We start from the raw sequence: 21,423 nt of genomic DNA on the forward strand, positions 1-21,423 counted from the left end.
CCCCGGTGCCCGGCGGGGGCGGGGACGGGACATGTCCGGTCCGTACGGCGCTTCAGGAGGCGACGAAGCGCGCGATCTGGCCCAGCACGATCGTGTCCGCCAGGTACCCGATGTGGGTCTGGCAGAGCACGTTGTTGTTCGTCGCTCCGCTCAGCCGGGTGCTGGTGTACGGGAGGATGACGCCGTCGCACGCGGAGTACCAGGTGGCGTACTTGGTGTCGCCCGGCGTCTCGTCACCGGCGCTGATCTGGGAGATGAAGGAGGATCCCGGGTACATCTGCTGACAGGTCGTGTAGATCAGGCAGGCACCGGCGAACGTCGTTCCGTGGTTCGCGCCGGCGATGGACGCGAGGTGGCTGACGCTGGTGTGGCCGCCCAGGACCTTCAGGTAGTACTGGCTGACCAGGCCGCCCATCGAGTGGTTGACGATCGCGACCTTGCTCGCACCGGTCTGCGACTTCACGTTGTTGACGAAGGTCGCCAGGCCCTGGGCGTTGGTGATGTTGTTGCCGTACGAGTTGTACTCGTAGGCGAAGAGCTTCGAGCTCGACCAGCCGTTGAGCTGGAAGACGCTCCTGGCGGTGACCCAGTTGGAGGCGTTGCCGGTGTACCCGTGGACGAAGACGACCGGGGTGCTGGTCGACAGCGGCTGAACGGCTGCCTGCGCGGACTGCGCCGTCGAGGCGGCCCGGGGCTCGGCCGCACCGGCCGCCGACGTCGAGCCGAACAGGGTGAACGCGACCGTGACGGCCGCGAGAACGCCGAGAAGCCGGCGGGGTGAACGACGACGCATGGGGCACTCCTGACAGGGGTGTGGGGATGCGGATGCCTGCTTGGATCAGGGTCGGGGCGCGGGGCTCGGGCGGCATCGGTGATTTCACCGGTGTTCGCGAGCGCCCAGGGCCGCCCACCGGGGGCGGGGCAGCCGTCCCGGCGTCCCGGCCCGCAGGCCACCGGATGATCGCAAGTCTTTGCATAAAAGTGCAGGCTTGCGTATAGTCATGCCATCGACGAGGAGGATTTCGATGGTGGTACGTGCAGCGGTGGCAGGGGCGAGCGGATACGCCGGCGGGGAGCTGCTCCGCCTTCTGCTGGTCCACCCCGGGATCGAGATCGGGGCCCTCACCGCGAACTCCAACGCGGGCCAGCCGCTCGGCGCCCTGCAGCCGCATCTGCGGCCGCTGGCCGGGCGGGTGCTCCAGCCGACCACGCCCGAGGTGCTCGCCGGGCACGACGTGGTCTTCCTCGCCCTGCCCCACGGGCAGTCCGCCGCCGTCGCGGAGCAACTCGGTGACGAGGTGCTCGTGGTCGACATGGGGGCCGACTTCCGGCTCAAGGACGCCGCGGACTGGGAGAGGTTCTACGCCTCGCCGCACGCCGGGACCTGGCCCTACGGCCTTCCCGAGCTGCCCGGCGGACGGGCCGCGCTGGCGGGGAGCAAGCGCATCGCGGTGCCCGGCTGCTACCCGACCGCCGTGTCGCTCGCGCTCTTCCCGGCGTACGCGGCCCACCTCGCCGAGCCCGAGGCCGTGATCGTCGCCGCCTCCGGGACCTCCGGCGCCGGCAAGGCGGCCAAGCCGCATCTGCTCGGCTCCGAGGTGATGGGCAACATGACGCCGTACGGCGTCGGCGGTGTCCACCGGCACACGCCCGAGATGATCCAGAACCTCAGCGCCGCCGCCGGTGAACCGGTCACGGTGTCCTTCACCCCGACCCTCGCCCCGATGCCCCGCGGCATCCTCGCCACGTGCAGCGCGAAGGCGAAGCCCGGCGTGAGCGCCGAGTCCCTGCGCGCCGCGTACGAGAAGGCCTACGCGGACGAGCCCTTCGTCGACCTGCTGCCCGAGGGGCAGTGGCCCGCGACCGCCGCCGTCTACGGCTCCAACGCCGTCCAGATCCAGGTCGCGTACGACGAGGCGGCCGGCCGGATCATCGTGATCAGCGCCATCGACAACCTCGCCAAGGGCACCGCGGGCGGGGCCCTGCAGAGCATGAACATCGCCCTCGGACTCCCCGAGGACACCGGACTTTCCACGATCGGAGTGGCACCGTGAGCGTCACGGCAGCACAGGGATTCACCGCGGCGGGCATCGCCGCGGGAATCAAGGAGAGCGGCAACCCGGACCTGGCCCTCGTGGTCAACAACGGTCCGCGTCGCGCCGCCGCGGGCGTCTTCACCTCCAACCGTGTCAAGGCCGCTCCCGTCCTCTGGTCGGAGCAGGTACTCAAGGGCGGCGAGGTCTCCGCCGTCGTCCTCAACTCCGGCGGAGCCAACGCCTGTACGGGACCGCAGGGCTTCCAGGACACCCACGCCACCGCCGAGAAGGCGGCCGAGGTCCTCGAAGGCCACAGTGCCGGTGAGATCGCCGTCGCCTCGACCGGGCTCATCGGCCTGCTGCTCCCCATGGACAAGCTGCTGCCCGGCATCGAGAAGGCCGCGGCGGCCCTGAGCGAGCACGGCGGCGAGAAGGCCGCCATCGCCATCAAGACCACCGACACCGTCCACAAGACGGCCGTCGCCGGCGGTGAGGGCTGGACCGTCGGCGGCATGGCCAAGGGCGCGGGCATGCTCGCCCCCGGCCTGGCCACGATGCTCGTCGTCCTCACCACCGACGCCGACGTCGCCGCCCCCGCGCTCGACGCCGCGCTGCGCGACGCCACCCGGACCACCTTCGACCGGGTCGACTCCGACGGCTGCATGTCCACCAACGACACCGTGCTCCTGCTCGCCTCCGGCGCGAGCGGCATCACGCCGGAGCAGGGGGAGTTCGCCGAGGCCGTACGGACCGTCTGCGACGACCTCGCCCGGCAGCTGATCGGTGACGCGGAGGGCGCGTCCAAGGACATCCGGATCGAGGTCGTGAACGCCGCGACCGAGGACGACGCCGTGGAGGTGGGCCGCTCCATCGCCCGTAACAACCTCCTCAAGTGCGCCATCCACGGCGAGGACCCCAACTGGGGCCGGGTCCTCTCCGCCATCGGCACCACGCAGGCGGCCTTCGAGCCGGACGAGCTGAACGTCGCCATCAACGGCGTCTGGGTCTGCAAGAACGGCGGGGTCGGCGAGGACCGCGACCTCGTGGACATGCGCTACCGGGAGGTCAAGATCACCGCCGACCTCGCCGCGGGCACCGAGTCGGCCGTCATCTGGGCCAACGACCTCACCGCGGACTACGTCCACGAGAACAGCGCGTACAGCTCATGACCGCCGCGCGGAAGCACACCGCACTCCCGAAGGCGCAGATCCTCATCGAGGCGCTGCCCTGGCTGACCCGGCACAACGGGAAGACCGTCGTCATCAAGTTCGGCGGCAACGCCATGATCGACGAGGAACTGAAGGCCGCCTTCGCCCAGGACGTCGTCTTCCTGCGGCACGCCGGCCTCAAGCCCGTCGTCGTGCACGGCGGCGGCCCGCAGATCAGTGCCCAGCTCGACAAGCAGGGGCTGGTCAGCGAGTTCAAGGCCGGGCTGCGCGTCACCACGCCCGAGGCGATGGACGTCGTACGGATGGTGCTGGCCGGACAGGTCCAGCGCGAGCTCGTCGGTCTGCTCAACCAGCACGGCCCGCTGGCCGTCGGCATGACCGGCGAGGACGCCCACACGATCACCGCGATCCAGCATCGTCCCCTGATCGACGGCGAGGCCGTCGACATCGGCCGGGTCGGCGAGATCACCGCGATCGACACCGGGGCCATCCAGGCGCTGCTGGACGACGGCCGCATCCCGGTCATCTCCTCCATCGCCCGCTCGGCGGAGGACAACCACGTCTACAACGTCAACGCCGACACCGCGGCCGCCGCCCTGGCCGCCGCGCTGAACGCCGAGACGCTGATGGTCCTCACCGACGTCGAGGGCCTGTACGAGGACTGGCCGAACAGCGACGACGTGATCAGCCGCCTCACCGCCACCGAGCTGGAGAAGCTCCTGCCGGAACTCTCCAGCGGCATGGTGCCCAAGATGCAGGGCTGCCTGCACGCCGTGCGCAACGGCGTGGAGACGGCCCGCGTCATCGACGGCCGGGTCCAGCACTCGATCCTGCTGGAGATCTTCACCGACGAAGGAATCGGCACGATGGTCGTGCCCGACGCACAGGGGGAAGCATGACCAACGCCGAGCTCTCGCAGCGGTGGCAGCACGCGCTGATGGACAACTACGGCACCCCGAAGCTGTCCCTCGTCCGCGGCGAAGGCGCCCATGTGTGGGACGCCGACGGCACCCGGTACCTCGACTTCGTCGGCGGCATCGCGGTGAACGCCCTGGGCCACGCCCACCCCGCGGTCGTCGAGGCGGTCTCCACCCAGATCGCCTCCCTCGGCCACGTCTCCAACCTCTTCGTCGCCGAGCCGCCCGTCGCGCTCGCCGAACGGCTCCTCCAGCTCTTCGGCCGCACCGGCAAGGTCTACTTCTGCAACTCGGGTGCCGAGGCCAACGAGGCCGCGTTCAAGATCGGCCGGCTGACCGGGCGTACGCACATGGTGGCCACCGACGGCGGCTTCCACGGCCGGACCATGGGCGCCCTCGCGCTCACCGGCCAGCCGAAGAAGCGCGAGCCGTTCGTCCCGCTGCCCGGTGACGTCACGCACGTCCCGTACGGGGACGCCGAGGCGCTGCGGTCCGCGGTGACCACCGACACCGCGCTGCTGATCATCGAGCCCATCCAGGGCGAGAACGGCGTGGTCGTGCCGCCCAAGGGCTATCTGGAGGCAGCCCGTGAGATCACCCGCGCCACCGGCACCCTGCTCGTCTTGGACGAGGTGCAGACCGGCATCGGCCGGTGCGGCACCTGGTTCGAGCACCAGGCCCACCAGGGCGTGGAGCCGGACCTCGTCACGCTCGCCAAGGGGCTGGGCGGCGGACTGCCGATCGGCGCCACGGTGGCGTTCGGCGAGGCGGCCGACCTGCTCGCGCCCGGCCAGCACGGCACGACGTTCGGCGGCAATCCCGTCGCCTGCGCCGCCGGTCTCGCGGTCCTGGACACCCTGGCCGCCGACGGTGCGCTGGACAACGTGAAGCGGCACGGCGAGCGGATCCGCAACGGCGTGGAGGCCCTCGGGCACCCCCTGGTCTCCCACGTCCGGGGCTCCGGACTGCTGCTGGGTATCGTGCTCACCGAGCCCCTCGCACCCCAGGTGCAGCAGGCGGCTCAGGGTGCCGGACTTCTGGTGAACGCACCCGCCCCCGATGTCGTACGGCTGATGCCGCCGCTGATCATCGGTGAGGCGGACGTGGACGCGTTCCTCCAGGCACTGCCCGGTGCCCTCGACGCGGCATACGGGGACGGACGATCCGGGGCAGGACGCACCGGAGAATGAGGCGACGACGATGACCGAGGCGCAGGATTCCGAGCACGGCGGGCCCTCCGTGCCGCAGACCCGCACCGCACGCCACCGCCGGATCGTGGACATCCTGAACCGGCAGCCGGTGCGCTCGCAGAGCCAGCTGGCCAAGCTCCTCAGCGACGACGGGCTGAGCGTCACCCAGGCGACGCTCTCCCGCGACCTGGACGAGCTGGGCGCGGTGAAGATCCGCAACACCGGTGGCGAGCTGATCTACGCGGTGCCGAGCGAGGGCGGGTTCCGCACCCCGCACGCCCCGCTGGGCGGCTCCGCCAAGGAGGAGCGGATGCGCCGCCTCTCCGCCGAACTGCTGATCTCGGCGGAGGCCTCGGCCAACCTCGTCGTGCTCCGTACGCCGCCGGGCGCCGCCCAGTTCCTCGCCTCGGCGATCGACCAGGCCGAACTGCACGACATCCTGGGCACCATCGCGGGCGACGACACCCTCATGCTGATCAGCCGCGACCCGGCCGGTGGACAGGCGCTCGCCGACCACCTGCTGCGGCTCGCCCAGAACGACCGCTGACGGCCGCTCGGCAACGGGTGATCGCGGTCGGGCCCGAGCCGGTCCCGATCGCGATATGCGGACGGCGGACCGGATCGGCCCGGGTCAGGATCCGGTCCATCGCGGCCGCCGGCACGGACACACGGCCGGCGGCCGAGCCGCGTCCGCCGGCGTGGAGGAAGCCGCCGGCCCGGCGGTACGGACAGCGTGTCCCGGGCCGGGCCGCCTCGACCTGGCTCAGGACGCGGAAGGCATCACCGGCAAGGGGAGCGGCAGTCCGGGCAGGCCGTCGATGCTGGTGGCGATGTGCTCCTTCTTCTCGAAGTAGGCGCTGAGCGAGGCGTCGTCCTCCCGCGCGAAGCGCTGCCCGTGCAGCGTCCGGTCCTCGTCGTAGCTCATGAACGGCACGCCGTATCCGCAGGTGTCCCGGATCAGTTCGGCCGTCACCACGATGACGGCCCGCAGCCCGTGACGGGAGGGATCCACCCCGTCGAACCGTGCCAGGAGTTCCGGGAAGCGGGGATCGTCGCGGAAGACCGGCTCACCGCGGCCGTGCACCCGCACGATGTTCGGCGGTCCCTGGAAGGCGCACCACATCAGGGTGATCCGCCCGTTCTCGCGCAGGTGGGCGACCGTCTCGGCGTTGCTCCCGGCGAAGTCCAGATAGGCGACGCGCTGCTCGTCCAGCACGGTGAAGGAGCCGCTGAGGCCCTTGGGGGAGAGGTTGACCGTGCCCTCCCCGTCCAGGGGCGCCGTCGCGGTGAAGAACATGCGCTGCTCCTCGATGAAGGTCCGCAGTCGCCCATCAATTCGTTCGTATGTTTTTCCCATGCCGCGATTATCCGCGCCGATTCCCGGCAGGGCGGGAGAGTTTCAGCCGGTGGGACGGGTGTACCCCGCCGCCCGGAGCAGTCGCCGCGCCGCCACCCGCACCGCCCGCGGCCGGTCGGGCGCGTCCCGCACGGACAGCCATTCCCGGGAGAAGCCCGCCGCGTGGGGCAGCAGGGCACGGGTCGCCGCCCTGACCACCGCGGATGACGGGTCGTCGACCAGTGGGGCGAGCCCGTCCCGCGTCACGGCGTCGAGGGCTCTCAGTCCTGTGACCGCGTGGACGCGCACGGCGGCGTCGGGATGGTTCACCAGGGCCCACAGCGTCTCCGCGTCCGCACGCGTCCGTTCCTGGCCTTCAGCAGGACGCCGAGCACGTCGTCATGGTCCTCGTCCCGCATCGACGCGATGGCCGCGTCCGCGCAGAGGTCCTGCAAGGACGCGTCGTCGGACCCCGCGGCCAGGCGGGCCGGCCGGCCAGGCGTGAGGAGGCCGCGGGCGACGGCGATGCGGTGGGCGAAGCGACGGGTGGCGCGGTCCGGGCTCGTCAGCAGGGCCTCGACCTGTGCGCCGGGGCCGTCGCGCAGGAGACGCAGACCGTAGTGGGGGAGTAGCGCCGGCGCCCGCGAATTGTCCGGCGGTAGCGCCCCGCCACCAGCTTTGACAAAACATACAGAGGACCGCATAGTTATGCCTGTTAGTGATTGCGGCAGTGGCTGCACCGTGGATCGCGCCGTGAGCAGGCGTTCGTGACCGGGTGTGCCGCACTCGCACGGGCAAGCGGTCGCACATCCAACCCCCTGGTTCTTCCGAGGAGCACGCAGTGAGCAACGGCAACGGCAACGGCGACGTACGTCTCTGGGGCGCCCGCTTCGCGGACGGTCCGGCCGAGGCGCTGGCCAGGCTGTCCGCGTCCGTCCACTTCGACTGGCGGCTCGCGCCGTACGACATCGCCGGCTCCCGCGCCCACGCGCGCGTCCTCAACAAGGCGGGCTTGCTCACCGAGGACGAGCTGAAGCGGATGACCGCCGGCCTCGACCAGCTGGAGGCCGATGTCGCGGACGGCTCCTTCACCGGCACGATCGCCGACGAGGACGTCCACACGGCCCTGGAGCGCGGGCTGCTGGAGCGGCTCGGCCCCGATCTCGGCGGCAAGCTGCGTGCGGGGCGGTCCCGCAACGACCAGATCGCCACGCTCTTCCGGATGTACCTGCGCGACCACGCCCGCATCATCGGCGGTCTGATCGCCGAGCTCCAGGACGCCCTCGTCGGCCTCGCCGAGGCCCATCCGGATGTGGCCATGCCCGGCCGTACGCACCTCCAGCACGCACAGCCGGTGCTCTTCGCCCACCACGTCCTGGCGCATGTGCAGTCCCTGTCCCGGGACGCGGAGCGGCTGCGGCAGTGGGACGAGCGCACCGCGGTGTCCCCGTACGGCTCCGGAGCCCTCGCCGGTTCCTCGCTCGGGCTCGACCCGGAGGCGGTCGCGGCCGACCTCGGCTTCGAGCACGGTTCGGTGGGCAACTCCATCGACGGAACGGCCTCGCGGGACTTCGTCGCCGAGTTCGCCTTCATCACCGCGATGATCGGCGTCAACCTCTCCCGGATCGCCGAGGAGATCATCATCTGGAACACGAAGGAGTTCTCCTTCGTCACCCTGCACGACGCCTTCTCGACCGGCTCCTCGATCATGCCGCAGAAAAAGAACCCCGACATCGCCGAACTGGCCCGGGGCAAGTCCGGACGGCTCATCGGCAACCTGACCGGCCTCATGGCCACGCTCAAGGCCCTGCCGCTCGCGTACAACCGCGACCTCCAGGAGGACAAGGAGCCGGTCTTCGACTCCTGTGACCAGCTGGAGGTCCTGCTCCCCGCCTTCACCGGCATGATGGCCACGCTCACCGTCAACCGCGCGCGCATGGAGGAACTGGCCCCGGCCGGGTTCTCGCTCGCCACCGACATCGCCGAGTGGCTGGTCAAGAAGGGCGTGCCGTTCCGGGTCGCCCACGAGGTCGCCGGTGAGTGCGTGAAGGAGTGCGAGCACCACGGCATCGAGCTCGACGAGCTGACGGACGAGCAGTTCGCGAAGATCTCCGAGCACCTCACCCCCGAGGTCCGCACCGTCCTCAACGTGGCCGGTGCGCTCGCCTCCCGCGACGGGCGCGGCGGTACGGCTCCGTCGGCCGTCGCCGTCCAGCTGGCCGAGCTCAAGGCGGACCTGGCGGCCCAGCACGCCTGGGCGGCCGCCCGCAAGTAGCCGCGGGTGCATCGCGGGCTACGTTGGGGGTAGGGGAGATTCCTGCCGACGACGAGGAGCCCGCGATGCCGTTCGCCCGACTGACCACAGCGACCACCCCGACCGCTCACATCGGGCTCGGCCTGGCAGCGGTCGGCAGGCCCGGCTACATCAATCTGCACCGCGACCGCGACCTGCCCGGCGAGCGGACCGTCGACGAGCTGCGCGCCCGGACGCACGAACTGCTGGACGCCGCCTACGCGCAGGGCGTCCGGTACTTCGACGCCGCCCGCTCCTACGGCCGCTCGGAGGAGTTCCTCGGCGACTGGCTGACCGCCCGGCCCGAGGTCCGCGACGTCGTCATCGGGAGCAAGTGGGGTTACACGTACACCGCCGGCTGGAGCGTCGACGCCGAGGCGCACGAGGTCAAGGACCACGGCCTCGACACGTTTCTGCGCCAGCGCGCCGAGACCGGCGAGTTCCTCGGGGACCGGCTCGACCTCTACCAGATCCATTCGGTGACCCCCGACAGCCCGGCTCTCACCGACAAGGAACTGCACGCCCGGCTCGCCGAACTCGCCGCGGACGGGGTCAGCGTCGGTCTCTCCACCAGCGGCCCGGCCCAGGCCGAAGCGATCCGCGCCGCCCTCGCCGTCACGGTGGACGGCGAACCCCTCTTCCGTACCGTCCAGGCGACCTACAACGCCCTGGAGACCTCGGCGGGACCGGCGCTCGCCGAGGCCCATGCCGCCGGGCTCACCGTCATCGTCAAGGAAGCCATGGCCAACGGCCGGCTCGCCGGGACGGAGGCGCCCGCCGTGATGCGGGAGATCGCCGCCGAGGAAGGGCTGGGCAGCGACGCGGTCGCTCTGGCGCTGGTGCTGCACCAGCCCTGGGCCGGTGTCGTGCTCTCCGGCGCGGCGACCGTCACCCAGCTCGCGGGCAACCTCCACGCGGCCGTCCTCGACCTCGACGAGGAGCGCAGGGCCGGACTGGACGCGCTGGTCGAGGAGCCGGAGGCCTACTGGCGGTACCGCGCGTCGCTCCCCTGGAGCTGAGCAACCGGAGCTGAGCAACGGGAGGTGAACACCCCCCTCGCACTTCTGTCACATCGGACTGCTCCGGTACGTCAGTGTGGTGACGGCACACGACGCAGGAGGACCGGTGGACGGAATCGAGTTGCTGGCGGCGCGCTTCGAGGAGAACCGGGGCCGTCTCAAGGCGGTGGCGTACCGGATGCTCGGATCCGAGAGCGAGGCGGAGGACGCCGTCCAGGAGGCCTGGATCCGTCTCGGCCGCTCCGACAGCGCGGCGATCGACAACCTGGGCGGCTGGCTGACCACCGTCGTCGGGCGGGTCTGCCTGGACATCCTGCGTTCGCGCCGCTCCCGCCGCGAGGAACCCCTGGATTCGGGCGCGGCGGAGGCCGACGTGCCCGGACCGGCCCTGGGCCCGCAGCCCGGGGCCGACCCGGAGCAGCAGGCGCTGATGGCCGACTCGGTGGGCCTCGCCCTGCTCGTCGTGCTCGAGACGCTGGACCCGGCCGAGCGCCTGGCCTTCGTGCTGCACGACATGTTCGCGGTGCCCTTCGACGAGGTCGCCCGGATCGTGGACCGCACCCCGGCCGCCGCCCGCCAGCTCGCCAGCCGCGCCCGTCGCCGGGTCCAGGGCGCAGATCCGGTGCCTGCCCCGGACGCGGCCCGCCGGCGGGAGGTCGTCGACGCGTTCCTCGCCGCCGCCCGCAGCGGCGACTTCGACGCGCTCGTCGCCGTGCTCGACCCGGACGTCGTCGTCCGGTCCGAAGGGGCGGACGGAGCCGCCTCGCACGTGCGCGGGGCCGCGAACGTGGCCCGGCAGGCGATCATGTTCGCCCCGTACGGCCGGTCGGCGCGGTTCGCCCTGCTCGACGGCGCGCCGGCCGTCGTCTCGGAGGTGGAGGGGCGGCGCTTCTCGGTCATGCGGTTCACGATCGAACGCGGAAAGGTCGTCGAGCTGTTCGTCATCAACGACCCGGCGCAGCTGCCCGGGCTCGACCTGGTCCTCATCGGCGACTGAGCGACGGGCGGCGGGCCCGGCCCGGTCCTCCCGGGCGACTGAGCGACGGGCGGCGGGGGCGGTCAGCCGGCCGTTCCCCGGCCGTCCGCCCACGCGGCCAGGGCGTCGAAGTCGGCCCGCCCCAGACCGATCCGCGGATCCGTCATCAGCAGCAGGCTCCCGTCGCCCGCACCCTGCTCGGCGACCCACGCCCGGTCCCGGTCGGTGATCTCGTCGTCGACCCATGCGAACGGCCGCCCGGCCGCGTACTCCACGACGTACTGCGTCTTCCAGTACGTCCCGGCCGGTGCGGCGCCGTGCATGTCCGGCCAGTCGATGAACGGCAGCCGGGGCAGCCCCAGACGCGGCCCGATCCACTCGTTCGCCTCGTCCTTCCAGGTGGTCGCCCAGATCAGCTCGTAGCGGCCGGCCAGCGCGAGCAGCTCCGTGCCGTGCTCCGGGTTGAGCAGAACGGGCAGCGCCGCGCCCTCGGTCCACCCCGACGGCCGCATGAGGTGCCTGGCGTATCCGTCCGGCGTACGGCGGCGGGAGAGTGCCGCGTACGGATTGAGCGGACCGTCGATGTCGATCAGCAGCAGCGGCTTCATGCGGCCATGGTCCTCCGCGCGCGGCGGGCGGCGCGAACTCATTTCCGGTGAGACGCCTGCGTCTCATGTGGGTTAGTCTCGTCTCATGACTCTTGACCGTGAGCAGGTGCTGCGCAGTGCCGCCGCCCTGCTGACCCGCAAATCGACGGCCACCATGGACGAGGTGGCCAGAGCCGCCGGTATCGGCCGTGCCACCCTGCACCGGCACTTCGCCGGACGGGACGCCCTGGTCAGGGCGTTGGAGGAGCTGGGGATCCAGGAGTTCGAAGCGGCCCTCGACGCCGCGATGCTGGACGAGGGCACCTCGCAGGAGGCGCTGCGCCGGTTCGTCGCCGCGATCGAGCCCAGTGCCGGGCTCCTCTCCTTCCTCGTGACCGAGAATCAGCTCTTCGAGGGCGACGGACAGAACGACGGCTGGGACCGGCTGGACGCCCGCGTCGCCGCGTTCTTCCGGCGCGGCCAGGAGCGCGGCGAGATCCGCATCGACCTGACCCCGGCCTGGCTGACCGAAGCGCTCTACGGGCTCATCAGCAGCGCCGCATGGGCCGTTCAGGCGGGCCGGGTGGCCGGACAGGACTTCGCGTACATGATCGTCGAGTTGCTGCTCGGCGGCGCACGCCGGAGCGTGGAGCAATGAGCAGCATGGAACAGCAACCGGAGCCCGCGCCCGAGCTGTACCGTCCCGGGCGGTGGATCGCGCTGGCCGTGCTCGTGCTCGCCGTACTCCTGGTGGCCGTCGACGCCACCGTGCTGGGCCTCGCGACCCCGTTCCTCAGCGAGGACCTCGAACCGACCGGCACCCAGCTGCTCTGGATCGGCGACGTCTACTCCTTCGTCATCGCCGGGCTCCTGGTCTCGATGGGCAGCCTCGGTGACCGCATCGGCCGCAAGAAGCTGCTGCTGTGCGGAGCCACCGCCTTCGGCGCGGTCTCGGTGCTCAACGCGTACGCGAACTCCCCCGAGATGATGATCCTGGCGCGGGCCCTGCTGGGCGTCGCGGGCGCCACTCTGATGCCGTCCACCCTCGCCCTGATCCGCAACCTCTTCCACGACGCGCGGGAGCGCAGCCTCGCCATCGGGATCTGGGGCGCGATGGCCTCCGCGGGCGCGGCCGTCGGTCCCGTCGTCGGCGGATTCCTGCTGGAGCACTTCTGGTGGGGGTCGGTCTTCCTGATCAACCTGCCGGTCATGGCGGTGCTCGTCGTCGTCGGCATCAAGATGATCCCCGAGTCGAAGAACCCCGCGCCCGGACCGTGGGACCTGCCGAGCGTGGCGCTCTCCCTGGTCGGCATGATCGGATTCGTCTACGCCATCAAGGAGCTCGCCGCACACGGCGGAAGCTGGGAGGTCGCCCTCTCGGGCCTCGGCGGCCTGGCGCTGCTCATCTGGTTCGTACGCCGGCAGTTCCGGCTCCCCGCCCCGCTGCTCGACATGCGGCTCTTCCACCACCGGGGATTCTCCGGCGCGGTCCTCGCCGACCTGCTGACCATCCTCGGCCTCTCCGGCCTGGTCTTCTTCCTCTCCCAGTTCCTGCAACTGGTCCAGGGACGCGGTCCGCTGGAGGCCGGGCTCGCCGAACTCCCCGCCGCGGTCGGCGCGGTCACGGCGGGTCTGCTGGCCGGAACGACGGCCCGCCGCTACTCCGTACGTGTCGTGGTGACCGGCGGCCTCGCCGGGATCGGCCTGTCACTGGCCGCGGTCTCCGCCGTCCACAAGGACACCGCCTATCCGCTGATCGGCGCGCTCCTCCTGGTCGTCGGCGTGGGGGCGGGCTTCGCCTTCACGATCACCTCCGACGTGATCCTCTCCAGCGTCCCGAAGGAGCACGCAGGATCCGCGTCCGCGGTCTCCGAGACGGCGTACGAGCTGGGAGCCGCCCTCGGCATCGCCCTGCTCGGCTCCATCGTCACCGGGGTGTACCAGGGCTTCAACGCCCCCGCCGGAACCCCGCCCGACATCGCGGCGGCAGCCCACGAGTCGCTGGGCGGCGCGGTCGAGGCGGCCGAGGCGCTGCCCGAACAGCAGGCGACGACCCTGGTCTCCGCCGCCCAGGACGCCTTCGTCGACGGGCTGGGGGCCGCCTCCGCCATCGGCGCGGTGGTGCTGATGGCGACGGCGGTCGCCGCCTGGTTCCTGCTGCGCGGCCAGGAGCTGGAGGAAGGCATCGTGCACGACTGACGCCCGCACGCGGAAGGGCCCGTACCGCCGACCGGGGTACGGGCCCTTCGCATGTTCTTGTGTGCCGCGTGTGCCGCGTGTGCCGCTGTGCCGTGCCGTCGGGCTCCGGCTCAGGCGGCCTTCGCCTTCGTCGCATACATGTCGACGTACTCCTGGCCGGACAGCCGCATCACCTCGGCCATCACGGAGTCCGTCACCGCCCGCAGCACATAGCGGTCGCGGTCCATGCCCTCGTAACGCGAGAACTCCATCGGCTCTCCGAAGCGGACGGTGACCTTGCCGGGCCGCGGCAGACCGGAACCGCCCGGCTGCAGCTTGTCCGTACCGATCATCGCGAAGGGCACCACCGGGGCGCCCGTCATCAGCGTCAGGCGCGCGATGCCCGTACGGCCCCGGTAGAGACGGCCGTCGGGGGAGCGGGTGCCCTCCGGGTAGATCGCGAAGGCGTTGCCCTCCTCCAGGATGCGGCGGCCGGTCATCAGCGCCGCGACACCACCGCGGCCGCCGTCCCGGTCCACCGGGATCATGCCGACACCCGTGAAGAACCAGGCCATCAGCCGGCCCTTGAACCCCTTGCCCGTGACGTACTCGTCCTTGCCGATGAAGAACACCGGACGGTCGCAGCAGATCGGCATGATCATCGAGTCGATGAACGTCAGGTGGTTGCCCGCCAGGATCACCGGCCCGGAACCCGGAATGTTCTCGATGCCCTCCATCCGCGGACGGAACATCAGACGCAGGATCGGTCCGAGCACTGCCTTGATGAGTGCGAGTCGGGACAACGGTTCCTCCGGTGTAGTGGCCGGGCCGGCCGAGGCGACGGATGGTGAGGGTCCATGCAGGTGAGGACGATACTCGCGGGTACTCGCTGATCGCACATCGGGTTCACTCAGTGGATACGCAGTGTTGACGTGTGTTTGCGCCATGTTCGCCCGGATGGCGCCGTCCGGACCGCACCGCTGCCTACGCTCGGTCCTCGCCCGACAGGTGCCGGACATCACATGCGAGGAGCATTCATGACAGAGCGTGCGCAGGCCCGTCCCGGACGACGGACCGTCATGGGCGCGGGGGCCGCCGTACTCGGCACCGCCGCCCTCGGAGTCACCGGAACGGCGCAGGCGGCAGACAGGTCCGGCGGGCACGGCGGTCACCGCCTCGACCTGCCGGTGCCCACCGTCATCGGACACCGCGGCACCAGCGGATACCGCCCCGAGCACACGCTCGGCTCCTACCAGCTGGCCCTCGACATGGGCGCGCACATCATCGAGCAGGACCTCGTGCCGACCAGGGACGGCCATCTCGTATGCCGTCATGAGAACGACATCACCGCCACGACCGATGTCGCCGCCCACCCCGAGTTCGCGAGCCGCCGGACGACGAAGAAGGTCGACGGCGTCTCGCTGACCGGCTGGTTCACGGAGGACTTCACCCTCGCCGAGCTGAAGACGCTGCGGGCCAAGGAGCGCATCCCCGGCAACCGCCAGAAGAACACGCTGTACGACGGCCGCTGGGAGGTCCCCACCTTCGAGGAGGTCCTGCGCTGGGCCGACCGTGAGGGCCGGCGGCGCGGAAAGCCCGTCTGGCTGTACGTCGAGACCAAGCACCCCACCTACTTCCGCGGACTGGGCCTCGGCCTGGAGGAGCCGCTCGCCAAGCTGCTGCGCCGCTACAACCGGCACCGCGCCCAGTCGCCGCTCATCCTCCAGTCCTTCGAGCCCGGCAGCATCCAGCGGCTGGCGAAGCTCGTCGCCACGCCGCGCGTCGTACTGCTCTCCGGCGCCGGCTCCAGGCCCTGGGACTTCGTGACGTCCGGCGACCCGCGCACCACCGACGACCTGGTGACGCCCGCAGGCCTGAAGTGGATGGCGTCCTTCGCGCAGGGCATCGGCCCCACCCTGGACCTGATCATCCCCAAGGACGGCGCGGGCCGGCTCACCACACCCACCACCCTGGTGCGGGACGCACACGCGCAGGGCCTGGTCCTGCACCCCTACACGATGCGCAACGAGAACAGCTTCCTGCCCGCGGACTTCCGCCGGGGCACGGATCCCAACGCCTACGGGGACGCCTTCGGCGCCTTCGCCGCGTACTTCGCCACGGGCATCGACGGGATCTTCTCCGACAACCCGGACACGGCTCTGCTCGCGGCGGCGGACTTCGCCGGCCAGTAGCGGACCTTCCCGGGAGCCGCGTCGTCAGCACCCGGCCGGGCGTGCCCCGGTCGGGTGGTCCCGGCAGATTCGGCGGCCTGCGGGCGGTATTGCGGATCGGGTGGGGGCATGACGCTTGTCGATCTTCCGCAGACCCTGCCCGCCCAGGGCGCCGCGCACCTCGTCCGCACCTTGTACCCCCTGGTCAGAGCCGAGGCAAGGGCGGAAGCCGCGGCCTCCGCCACCGGCGCGGCCGTCGACCCCGCCGACCTCGAACAGGCCGTCTGGCTGCGGCTGCTGGAGCGGCCGGCCGGTCAGGGCCCGCCCCCGGACACCGCCCGCTGGGTGCGGGACACCGTGAGGGCGGAGGCCCGCAGGGCCCGCCGTACCGCCCGGCGCGAGCGCCCCTACCGCGACGAGAGGACCGCCGACCTCACCGCCGGCCTCTTCGGCGGCCCGGAGCGCGCCGCTCTCGGCGCCGACCAACGCCGGATGCTGCACGCCGCGGTGGACCGGCTCCCCGGCCCCTGCGCCCGCTTACTGCACGCTCTTCTCGCGCCGGGCGATCCCACCTACCGGGAAATCGCAGGGGAGTTGGGTATGTCACAGGGGAGTTTGGGTCCGATCCGTTCCCGATGCCTTGGATGTCTGCGCAGAATGCTGGCGGCGGAGGTTGTAGCTCCTGAACTGCGGGGAAAGGAGCGGTAGACAACCGGCGGATCAGGTGAGCGAGAGGCATGCGCAGATGGGCATGAGCGTGATCATCTCGGCGGCGAAGGCACAGGACGCCGAACAGATCTTGAAACTCCAGTACCTCTGTTTTCAGAGCGAGGCGGAGCTGTACGGGAACTACCGGATCGACCCGCTCGTCGAGACCCTCGACGCGATGCGCGCCGAGATCGCCACGAACCTCGTGTTCGTGGCACGGCTCGGCGAGGAGGTCGTCGGTTCGGTACGCGGATCGATGGGGCAGGACGGTGCCGGTGAGATCGGCCGGCTCTGCGTCCACCCCCGGCTCCGGGGACACGGCCTGGGAGCCCGCCTGCTGGGAGCGGTGGAGGCAGGACTCACCGACCAGCGTTCGGCCACCCGCTACTGCCTGCACACCGGACACCGGAGCGAGGGCAATCTGCGGCTCTACCGCCGGGCCGGCTATGCCCGCATCGGCGACTCCACCGGTCAGGACGGCGTCCGGATGATCCTCCTGGAGAAGGAGGCGTCGGCGCCCGCCTATGTGACGAGCGCGTAGGAGTCACGCGCTCTGGGCGCGGCGCAGCCAGATCATCCCGGTGACCGGAAGGATCACCGGGATGAACAGGTAGTCCCGGCCGAAGTACGACCAGACGGTGGCGTCCGAGAACGCCGACGGCTCGACCAGCGTCCACGTGCCCACGATCAGCACTCCGACGAGTTCGGCGGCACAGCACACCAGCGCCGTCCGCCGCGCCCTCTCGCCCCCGCGCACCAGCGAGTAGGTGATGAAGCCGTAGACCGCCGCGGCGGCGGCCGACAGTACGTAGGACAGCGGGGCCTTCCCGAAGTCCAGGATCATCTGGACGATCGCCCGGGACGCCGCCGCCACGGTGAACACGCCGTAGAACCAGACCAGGACCCGTCCGGGGCCGGTGCCCAGGTCGAAGGGCTGCTTCTCTCCGGGGGCCGCTGCGGGGGTGCGATCGGTGTCGGTCACGGTCAGTTTCCCCAGATGTCGTAGAGCCGTACTTCGAGAACGGCCAGCACGACCGCGCCCGCCGCCACCGTCACCGAACCCCACCGGGTCCGCTCGCTCAGCGACAGGAAGCCCGCCGCCGGTACGGCGAGGAAGGCCCCGATCAGATACGCGATGAAGATGGTCATGCCCTGCTCCGGCCGCTCACCACGGGCCAGCTGCACGATCCCCACCACCAGCTGGGACAGCGCCAGCAGGGTGACCACGGCCATCCCGATGAAGTGCCAGTCCTTGGTCGGCTGGTCCCGGTAGGCGGCGAATCCGCACCAGGCGGCGAGGGCGAGGGCGGCCACGCCGACCGCGATCGTCAGGGCGTCAAGCATGAGCCGAGGGTATTACGGGCCGCCGGGGCCGCTGCGTGCGCCCCCGTGCCCGCCCGCCGTTGCCGGCCGGAGGAGAGAGGCGCAGCCGCGGCCCCGTACGGAGGCGTACCGGACGCGGCGCGGAGCGGTACCGGGCCTCGCGCCGCGGGGGACCAGGGCTCGCTCAGAGCCGTACCTGGCCTCGCTCAGAGCCGTACCTGGCCTCGCTCAGAGCCGTACCGGGCCTCGCGCCGCCGGTGTACCGGGCCACGCGCGGAGCCGTACCCGGCCTTCGCGCGGGTGTGGACGGCCGGGGCCGAGGTCGTGGCCTTGGCCACACATCCGCGCTGACCGGGCCGGTGGGAGCTGGTCGCGGGCCACGCCCATCTCCGGCATCTGCGCAGGTCACGGCCCTGGAGTCAGAGGCTTTCCGGGCCCGCCGGGTGGAAGGGGCGCACCGTCCACGGCCGTCCGCATTCCGGACACCCGGTTCGGTGTGAACCTCACGTCTGTTTTACTTGGCCCATGACCACGACGAGCAGCCGCATCCTTGCGACCGAGGCGATCACGACGCCCGGTGCTCGTTGTATGGGTCGAATGCGCGCCTTCTGAGGGCCCACGCCTGAGCCTCGCGCCCCGAAGCGAGAGCGAGCCGGAGCCGTCCGCACCCAGCGGAACGCGCCCTTCCAGCACGTTGCCCCGCGGTCCCGCCGCGCCCGGCCGTGCCGGGATCCCGCTCGCCACGTCCGATCGAAACGTCCGGACAGCCTCATCGGACGACTTCCCCGTGCCCGGCGGACACCGCGCCGCGCACTCGACAGTGACGGAAACCCTGTGATCACCACTACGGGCCTCACGAAGGTCTACCAGTCGCGCGGCCGTGAGGTCACCGCCCTGGACGGCGTCGACCTGCACGTCCGGGAGGGCGAGGTGTACGGCGTCATCGGGCAGAGCGGCGCCGGGAAATCCTCCCTCATCCGCTGCGTCAACCTGCTGGAGCGCCCCACCAGCGGCACCGTGACCGTCGCGGGCCAGGACCTCACCGCGCTCGCCGGCCGCGGCCGCCGGGCCGGCAAGGAACTGCGCGAGGCGCGCAGTCGCATCGGCATGGTCTTCCAGCACTTCAACCTGCTGGCCTCCCGCACCGTGCAGGGCAACGTGGAACTCCCGCTGGAGATCCTCGGAGTCACCGGCCGCGAACGGTCCCGCAAGGCGCTCGAACTCCTCGACCTGGTCGGCCTCGCCGACAAGGCCAAGGCCTACCCGGGCCAGCTCTCCGGCGGCCAGAAGCAGCGCGTGGGCATCGCCCGCGCACTCGCCGGCGACCCCAAGGTGCTGCTCTCCGACGAGGCGACCTCGGCGCTGGACCCCGAGACCACCCGCTCCATCCTCCAGCTGCTGCGCGACCTCAACCAGCAGCTCGGCCTCACCGTCCTGCTCATCACGCACGAGATGGACGTCGTCAAGACGATCTGCGACTCCGCCGCGCTGATGCAGAAGGGGCACATCGTCGAGTCCGGAACCGTCGGCGACCTGCTCGCCACCCCCGGCTCCGCACTCGCCCACGAGCTGTTCCCGGTCGGCGGCAGCGCCTCCGGCCCCGACCGCACCGTCGTCGACGTCACCTTCCACGGCGACGCGGCCGCCCGGCCGGTGATCTCGCAGCTCTCCCGTACCTACAACATCGACATCTCGATCCTCGGCGCCGCGATGGACACCGTCGGCGGCAAGCAGATCGGCCGGATGCGGATCGAGCTGCCCGGCCGGTTCGAGGAGAACGTCGTCCCGATCGGTTTCCTGCGCGAGCAGGGACTGCAGGCCGAGCTCGTCGAGGGCACGGAGACCGAACCCGTCATCATCCCCGCACCGCTCACCAAGGAGGTGGCGAAGTGACCTGGTCCGAAATGCAGCCGCTGCTGACGCAGGGCACCGTCGACACCCTCTACATGGTCCTGTGGTCCGCCGTCGTCACCGTCCTGGCCGGACTGCCGCTCGGAGTCCTGCTCGTCCTCACCGACAAGGGCGGACTGCTGCAGAACACCCCGGTGAACAAGGTCATCGGCGTGATCGTGAACATCGGCCGCTCGCTGCCGTTCATCATCCTGCTGATCGCCCTGATCCCCTTCACCACCTGGGTCGTCGGCACCTTCATCGGCCCGACCGCGATGATCGTGCCGCTCGCCGTGGGAGCCATCCCGTTCTTCGCCCGGCTCGTCGAGACGGCGGTCCGCGAGGTCGACCACGGGCTCGTCGAAGCGGTCCAGTCCATGGGCGGCTCCATCCCGACGATCGTCCGCAAGGTCCTCCTCCCGCAGGCCCTGCCGTCCCTCGTCTCCGGCGTCACCACCACCGTCATCGTGCTCATCGGCTACTCCGCGATGGCCGGAGCGGTCGGCGGCGAAGGGCTTGGCTCCAAGGCCGTCACCTACGGATTCCAGCGCTTCGACAACCAGTTCATGCTCATCACCGTCGTGCTGCTGGTCGTCATCGTGACCGTGATCCAGCTGATCGGCGACGGAGCCGTACGCCTGCTGGCCCGCCGCGGCCGCACCACCACCTGAGACTTCTCCTCCCCATGAGCCCGCACTCCTTGTCCGGGCGTACCACCATCACCACCTGAAAGAGGCACTCTTCGTGCGTAAGAACATCAAGATCACCGCTGCTGCCGCCGCCACCGCCGCACTCGCCTTCGGCCTCACCGCCTGCGGCACGGACTCCGACCCGGCGGCCAAGTCCGGCACCGGCGCCGACACCTCCAAGGCCCTCGTCGTCGCCGCGTCCCCGACGCCGCACGCCGACATCCTGGGCTTCGTCAAGAAGAACCTGGCGGCCAAGGCCGGCCTCAAGCTGGAGGTGAAGGAGTTCACGGACTACGTCCTGCCGAACACCGCCACCGAGACCGGCCAGGTCGACGCCAACTTCTTCCAGCACCAGCCCTACCTGGACGACTTCAACAAGAAGAACGACACCCACCTGGTCTCCGTCGGCACCGTGCACCTGGAGCCCCTCGGCCTCTACTCCAAGAAGGTCAAGGACCTGGGCGACATCAAGTCCGGCCAGACCATCGCCGTACCCAACGACACCACCAACGAGGGCCGTGCGCTCCAGCTCCTCGCCGAGAACGGGCTGATCACCCTCAAGGCCGGCGTCGGCACCAGCGCCAAGCTGAGCGACATCACCGACAAGAAGGGCCTGGAGTTCAAGGAGCTGGAGGCCGCAACCGTCCCCCGCGCCCTGAACGACGTGGACGCCGCCGTCATCAACGGCAACTACGCCATCGAGGCCGACCTCAAGCCCGCCACGGACGCCCTGGTGCTGGAGAAGGCCGAAGGCAACCCGTACGCCAACATCATCGCCGTGAAGAAGGGCAACGAGAAGGACGCCCGCGTCGAGAAGCTCGTGAAGCTCCTCCACTCCGACGAGGTCAAGAAGTTCATCGAGGACAGCTACCAGGGCTCGGTCATCCCGGCCTTCGGTACCGCAGCCAAGTCCTGACCCCCGCACGGCACTTGCCCACAGA

The 21,423-nt window shown here is 70.9% G+C and carries 24 protein-coding genes; 16 read left to right on the forward strand and 8 right to left on the reverse strand.

What is annotated here, in order from left to right; all coding sequences use genetic code 11:
- Window positions 1-52: 52 nt before the first annotated feature.
- Entirely contained in the window at window positions 53-793 is a 741-nt protein-coding gene (locus EAO72_RS06425) for an esterase/lipase family protein (RefSeq protein ID WP_148016208.1), read from the reverse strand.
- Between the two features lie 232 nt (window positions 794-1,025).
- Here EAO72_RS06425 and argC point away from each other — a divergent pair, with 232 nt between their 5' ends.
- Genes argC through EAO72_RS06450 form a run of 5 tightly spaced genes read left to right on the forward strand, consistent with a single transcriptional unit; the run spans window position 1,026 to window position 5,859 of the window.
- On the forward strand, window positions 1,026-2,054 hold the full coding sequence (gene argC / locus EAO72_RS06430; protein WP_148016209.1) for an N-acetyl-gamma-glutamyl-phosphate reductase: 1,029 nt from the start codon (window positions 1,026-1,028) through the stop codon (window positions 2,052-2,054).
- Complete coding sequence (gene argJ / locus EAO72_RS06435) at window positions 2,051-3,205, forward strand: bifunctional glutamate N-acetyltransferase/amino-acid acetyltransferase ArgJ (RefSeq protein ID WP_148016210.1); 1,155 nt, start codon at window positions 2,051-2,053, stop codon at window positions 3,203-3,205. The genes argC and argJ overlap by 4 nt, the downstream gene beginning before the upstream one ends.
- A complete protein-coding gene (gene argB, locus EAO72_RS06440; RefSeq protein ID WP_148016211.1) occupies window positions 3,202-4,104 on the forward strand; it encodes an acetylglutamate kinase in 903 nt (300 codons plus the stop codon). Before argJ ends, argB begins: the two co-directional genes overlap by 4 nt.
- Window positions 4,101-5,312, forward strand: coding sequence for an acetylornithine transaminase (locus EAO72_RS06445; RefSeq protein WP_148016212.1), 1,212 nt, complete (start codon window positions 4,101-4,103; stop codon window positions 5,310-5,312). The genes argB and EAO72_RS06445 overlap by 4 nt, the downstream gene beginning before the upstream one ends.
- A 10-nt stretch (window positions 5,313-5,322) precedes the next feature.
- Window positions 5,323-5,859 carry an arginine repressor gene (locus tag EAO72_RS06450; protein WP_148016213.1) on the forward strand — a complete coding sequence of 179 codons (537 nt, stop codon included), beginning with the start codon at window positions 5,323-5,325 and terminating at the stop codon, window positions 5,857-5,859.
- Between the two features lie 216 nt (window positions 5,860-6,075).
- Here EAO72_RS06450 and EAO72_RS06455 read toward each other — a convergent pair whose 3' ends face one another.
- Genes EAO72_RS06455 through EAO72_RS42845 form a run of 3 tightly spaced genes read right to left on the reverse strand, consistent with a single transcriptional unit; the run spans window position 6,076 to window position 7,352 of the window.
- Window positions 6,076-6,669, reverse strand: coding sequence for a pyridoxamine 5'-phosphate oxidase family protein (locus tag EAO72_RS06455; RefSeq protein ID WP_148016214.1), 594 nt, complete (start codon window positions 6,667-6,669; stop codon window positions 6,076-6,078).
- Between the two features lie 42 nt (window positions 6,670-6,711).
- A complete protein-coding gene (locus EAO72_RS42840) occupies window positions 6,712-6,978 on the reverse strand; it encodes a hypothetical protein (protein WP_261991341.1) in 267 nt (88 codons plus the stop codon).
- A complete protein-coding gene (locus tag EAO72_RS42845) occupies window positions 6,975-7,352 on the reverse strand; it encodes a hypothetical protein (RefSeq protein WP_261991342.1) in 378 nt (125 codons plus the stop codon). The genes EAO72_RS42840 and EAO72_RS42845 overlap by 4 nt, the downstream gene beginning before the upstream one ends.
- Before the next feature lie 137 nt (window positions 7,353-7,489).
- Between EAO72_RS42845 and argH the strand changes: the two genes are divergently transcribed.
- The 3 genes from argH to EAO72_RS06475 all read left to right on the forward strand — a co-directional run bounded on the left by argH (window position 7,490) and on the right by EAO72_RS06475 (window position 10,957).
- Window positions 7,490-8,923: an argininosuccinate lyase gene (gene argH, locus EAO72_RS06465; RefSeq protein ID WP_148016215.1), complete on the forward strand. Its 1,434-nt coding sequence runs from the start codon at window positions 7,490-7,492 to the stop codon at window positions 8,921-8,923.
- 65 nt (window positions 8,924-8,988) lie between these two features.
- Window positions 8,989-9,960: an aldo/keto reductase gene (locus EAO72_RS06470; RefSeq protein WP_148016216.1), complete on the forward strand. Its 972-nt coding sequence runs from the start codon at window positions 8,989-8,991 to the stop codon at window positions 9,958-9,960.
- A 106-nt stretch (window positions 9,961-10,066) separates the two neighbouring features.
- Window positions 10,067-10,957: a sigma-70 family RNA polymerase sigma factor gene (locus EAO72_RS06475; RefSeq protein ID WP_148016217.1), complete on the forward strand. Its 891-nt coding sequence runs from the start codon at window positions 10,067-10,069 to the stop codon at window positions 10,955-10,957.
- A 62-nt stretch (window positions 10,958-11,019) separates the two neighbouring features.
- Here EAO72_RS06475 and EAO72_RS06480 read toward each other — a convergent pair whose 3' ends face one another.
- A complete protein-coding gene (locus EAO72_RS06480) occupies window positions 11,020-11,544 on the reverse strand; it encodes an HAD domain-containing protein (RefSeq protein ID WP_148016218.1) in 525 nt (174 codons plus the stop codon).
- Between the two features lie 85 nt (window positions 11,545-11,629).
- Here EAO72_RS06480 and EAO72_RS06485 point away from each other — a divergent pair, with 85 nt between their 5' ends.
- Both EAO72_RS06485 and EAO72_RS06490 read left to right on the forward strand, forming a co-directional pair.
- Window positions 11,630-12,181 (forward strand): TetR/AcrR family transcriptional regulator, encoded by a 552-nt coding sequence (locus EAO72_RS06485; protein ID WP_148016219.1) that lies wholly within the window; start codon window positions 11,630-11,632, stop codon window positions 12,179-12,181.
- Window positions 12,178-13,722 carry an MFS transporter gene (locus EAO72_RS06490; protein WP_148016220.1) on the forward strand — a complete coding sequence of 515 codons (1,545 nt, stop codon included), beginning with the start codon at window positions 12,178-12,180 and terminating at the stop codon, window positions 13,720-13,722. Before EAO72_RS06485 ends, EAO72_RS06490 begins: the two co-directional genes overlap by 4 nt.
- Before the next feature lie 110 nt (window positions 13,723-13,832).
- On the opposite strand, the gene EAO72_RS06495 is transcribed toward EAO72_RS06490, so the two are convergent.
- On the reverse strand, window positions 13,833-14,504 hold the full coding sequence (locus EAO72_RS06495) for a lysophospholipid acyltransferase family protein (RefSeq protein WP_148016221.1): 672 nt from the start codon (window positions 14,502-14,504) through the stop codon (window positions 13,833-13,835).
- Window positions 14,505-14,738: 234 nt separating this feature from the next.
- Between EAO72_RS06495 and EAO72_RS06500 the strand changes: the two genes are divergently transcribed.
- From EAO72_RS06500 to EAO72_RS06510, 3 genes are all read left to right on the forward strand, one after another.
- Entirely contained in the window at window positions 14,739-15,893 is a 1,155-nt protein-coding gene (locus tag EAO72_RS06500) for a glycerophosphodiester phosphodiesterase (protein ID WP_148016222.1), read from the forward strand.
- Window positions 15,894-16,001: 108 nt separating this feature from the next.
- On the forward strand, window positions 16,002-16,580 hold the full coding sequence (locus tag EAO72_RS06505) for a sigma-70 family RNA polymerase sigma factor (RefSeq protein ID WP_148016223.1): 579 nt from the start codon (window positions 16,002-16,004) through the stop codon (window positions 16,578-16,580).
- A 37-nt stretch (window positions 16,581-16,617) separates the two neighbouring features.
- Complete coding sequence (locus EAO72_RS06510) at window positions 16,618-17,121, forward strand: GNAT family N-acetyltransferase (RefSeq protein WP_148016453.1); 504 nt, start codon at window positions 16,618-16,620, stop codon at window positions 17,119-17,121.
- Between the two features lie 3 nt (window positions 17,122-17,124).
- Here the strand turns inward: EAO72_RS06510 and EAO72_RS06515 are convergent, their stop codons facing one another.
- The gene (locus tag EAO72_RS06515) at window positions 17,125-17,562 is read right to left on the reverse strand and encodes a hypothetical protein (protein WP_148016224.1); all 438 of its coding nucleotides are present in this window, start codon (window positions 17,560-17,562) and stop codon (window positions 17,125-17,127) included.
- 2 nt (window positions 17,563-17,564) lie between these two features.
- A complete protein-coding gene (locus EAO72_RS06520) occupies window positions 17,565-17,924 on the reverse strand; it encodes a hypothetical protein (protein ID WP_148016225.1) in 360 nt (119 codons plus the stop codon).
- An 813-nt stretch (window positions 17,925-18,737) separates the two neighbouring features.
- On the opposite strand from EAO72_RS06520, the gene EAO72_RS06525 reads away from it, so the two are divergent.
- The 3 genes from EAO72_RS06525 (at window position 18,738) to EAO72_RS06535 (ending at window position 21,398) form a co-directional block, all read left to right on the forward strand.
- The gene (locus tag EAO72_RS06525; protein WP_148016226.1) at window positions 18,738-19,796 is read left to right on the forward strand and encodes a methionine ABC transporter ATP-binding protein; all 1,059 of its coding nucleotides are present in this window, start codon (window positions 18,738-18,740) and stop codon (window positions 19,794-19,796) included.
- A complete protein-coding gene (locus EAO72_RS06530) occupies window positions 19,793-20,464 on the forward strand; it encodes a methionine ABC transporter permease (RefSeq protein ID WP_148016227.1) in 672 nt (223 codons plus the stop codon). The genes EAO72_RS06525 and EAO72_RS06530 overlap by 4 nt, the downstream gene beginning before the upstream one ends.
- A 73-nt stretch (window positions 20,465-20,537) precedes the next feature.
- On the forward strand, window positions 20,538-21,398 hold the full coding sequence (locus EAO72_RS06535) for a MetQ/NlpA family ABC transporter substrate-binding protein (protein WP_148016228.1): 861 nt from the start codon (window positions 20,538-20,540) through the stop codon (window positions 21,396-21,398).
- Window positions 21,399-21,423 lie beyond the last annotated feature (25 nt).

Origin of the sequence: Streptomyces sp. OR43 (assembly GCF_008042275.1) — a bacterium.
GTDB lineage: Bacteria > Actinomycetota > Actinomycetes > Streptomycetales > Streptomycetaceae > Streptomyces.

What these genes read in the sequence shown, in the direction of transcription:
- EAO72_RS06520 (WP_148016225.1), bottom strand. Translation starts at nt 17,924, where the DNA reads ATGCTTGACGCCCTGACGATCGCGGTCGGCGTGGCCGCCCTCGCCCTC.
- EAO72_RS06455 (WP_148016214.1), bottom strand. Translation starts at nt 6,669, where the DNA reads ATGGGAAAAACATACGAACGAATTGATGGGCGACTGCGGACCTTCATC.
- EAO72_RS06480 (WP_148016218.1), bottom strand. Translation starts at nt 11,544, where the DNA reads ATGAAGCCGCTGCTGCTGATCGACATCGACGGTCCGCTCAATCCGTAC.
- argC (WP_148016209.1), top strand. Translation starts at nt 1,026, where the DNA reads ATGGTGGTACGTGCAGCGGTGGCAGGGGCGAGCGGATACGCCGGCGGG.
- EAO72_RS06490 (WP_148016220.1), top strand. Translation starts at nt 12,178, where the DNA reads ATGAGCAGCATGGAACAGCAACCGGAGCCCGCGCCCGAGCTGTACCGT.
- EAO72_RS06505 (WP_148016223.1), top strand. Translation starts at nt 16,002, where the DNA reads ATGACGCTTGTCGATCTTCCGCAGACCCTGCCCGCCCAGGGCGCCGCG.
- EAO72_RS06485 (WP_148016219.1), top strand. Translation starts at nt 11,630, where the DNA reads ATGACTCTTGACCGTGAGCAGGTGCTGCGCAGTGCCGCCGCCCTGCTG.
- EAO72_RS06470 (WP_148016216.1), top strand. Translation starts at nt 8,989, where the DNA reads ATGCCGTTCGCCCGACTGACCACAGCGACCACCCCGACCGCTCACATC.
- EAO72_RS06510 (WP_148016453.1), top strand. Translation starts at nt 16,618, where the DNA reads ATGGGCATGAGCGTGATCATCTCGGCGGCGAAGGCACAGGACGCCGAA.
- EAO72_RS06445 (WP_148016212.1), top strand. Translation starts at nt 4,101, where the DNA reads ATGACCAACGCCGAGCTCTCGCAGCGGTGGCAGCACGCGCTGATGGAC.
- EAO72_RS06425 (WP_148016208.1), bottom strand. Translation starts at nt 793, where the DNA reads ATGCGTCGTCGTTCACCCCGCCGGCTTCTCGGCGTTCTCGCGGCCGTC.
- EAO72_RS42845 (WP_261991342.1), bottom strand. Translation starts at nt 7,352, where the DNA reads ATGCGGTCCTCTGTATGTTTTGTCAAAGCTGGTGGCGGGGCGCTACCG.
- EAO72_RS06450 (WP_148016213.1), top strand. Translation starts at nt 5,323, where the DNA reads ATGACCGAGGCGCAGGATTCCGAGCACGGCGGGCCCTCCGTGCCGCAG.
- EAO72_RS06500 (WP_148016222.1), top strand. Translation starts at nt 14,739, where the DNA reads ATGACAGAGCGTGCGCAGGCCCGTCCCGGACGACGGACCGTCATGGGC.
- argB (WP_148016211.1), top strand. Translation starts at nt 3,202, where the DNA reads ATGACCGCCGCGCGGAAGCACACCGCACTCCCGAAGGCGCAGATCCTC.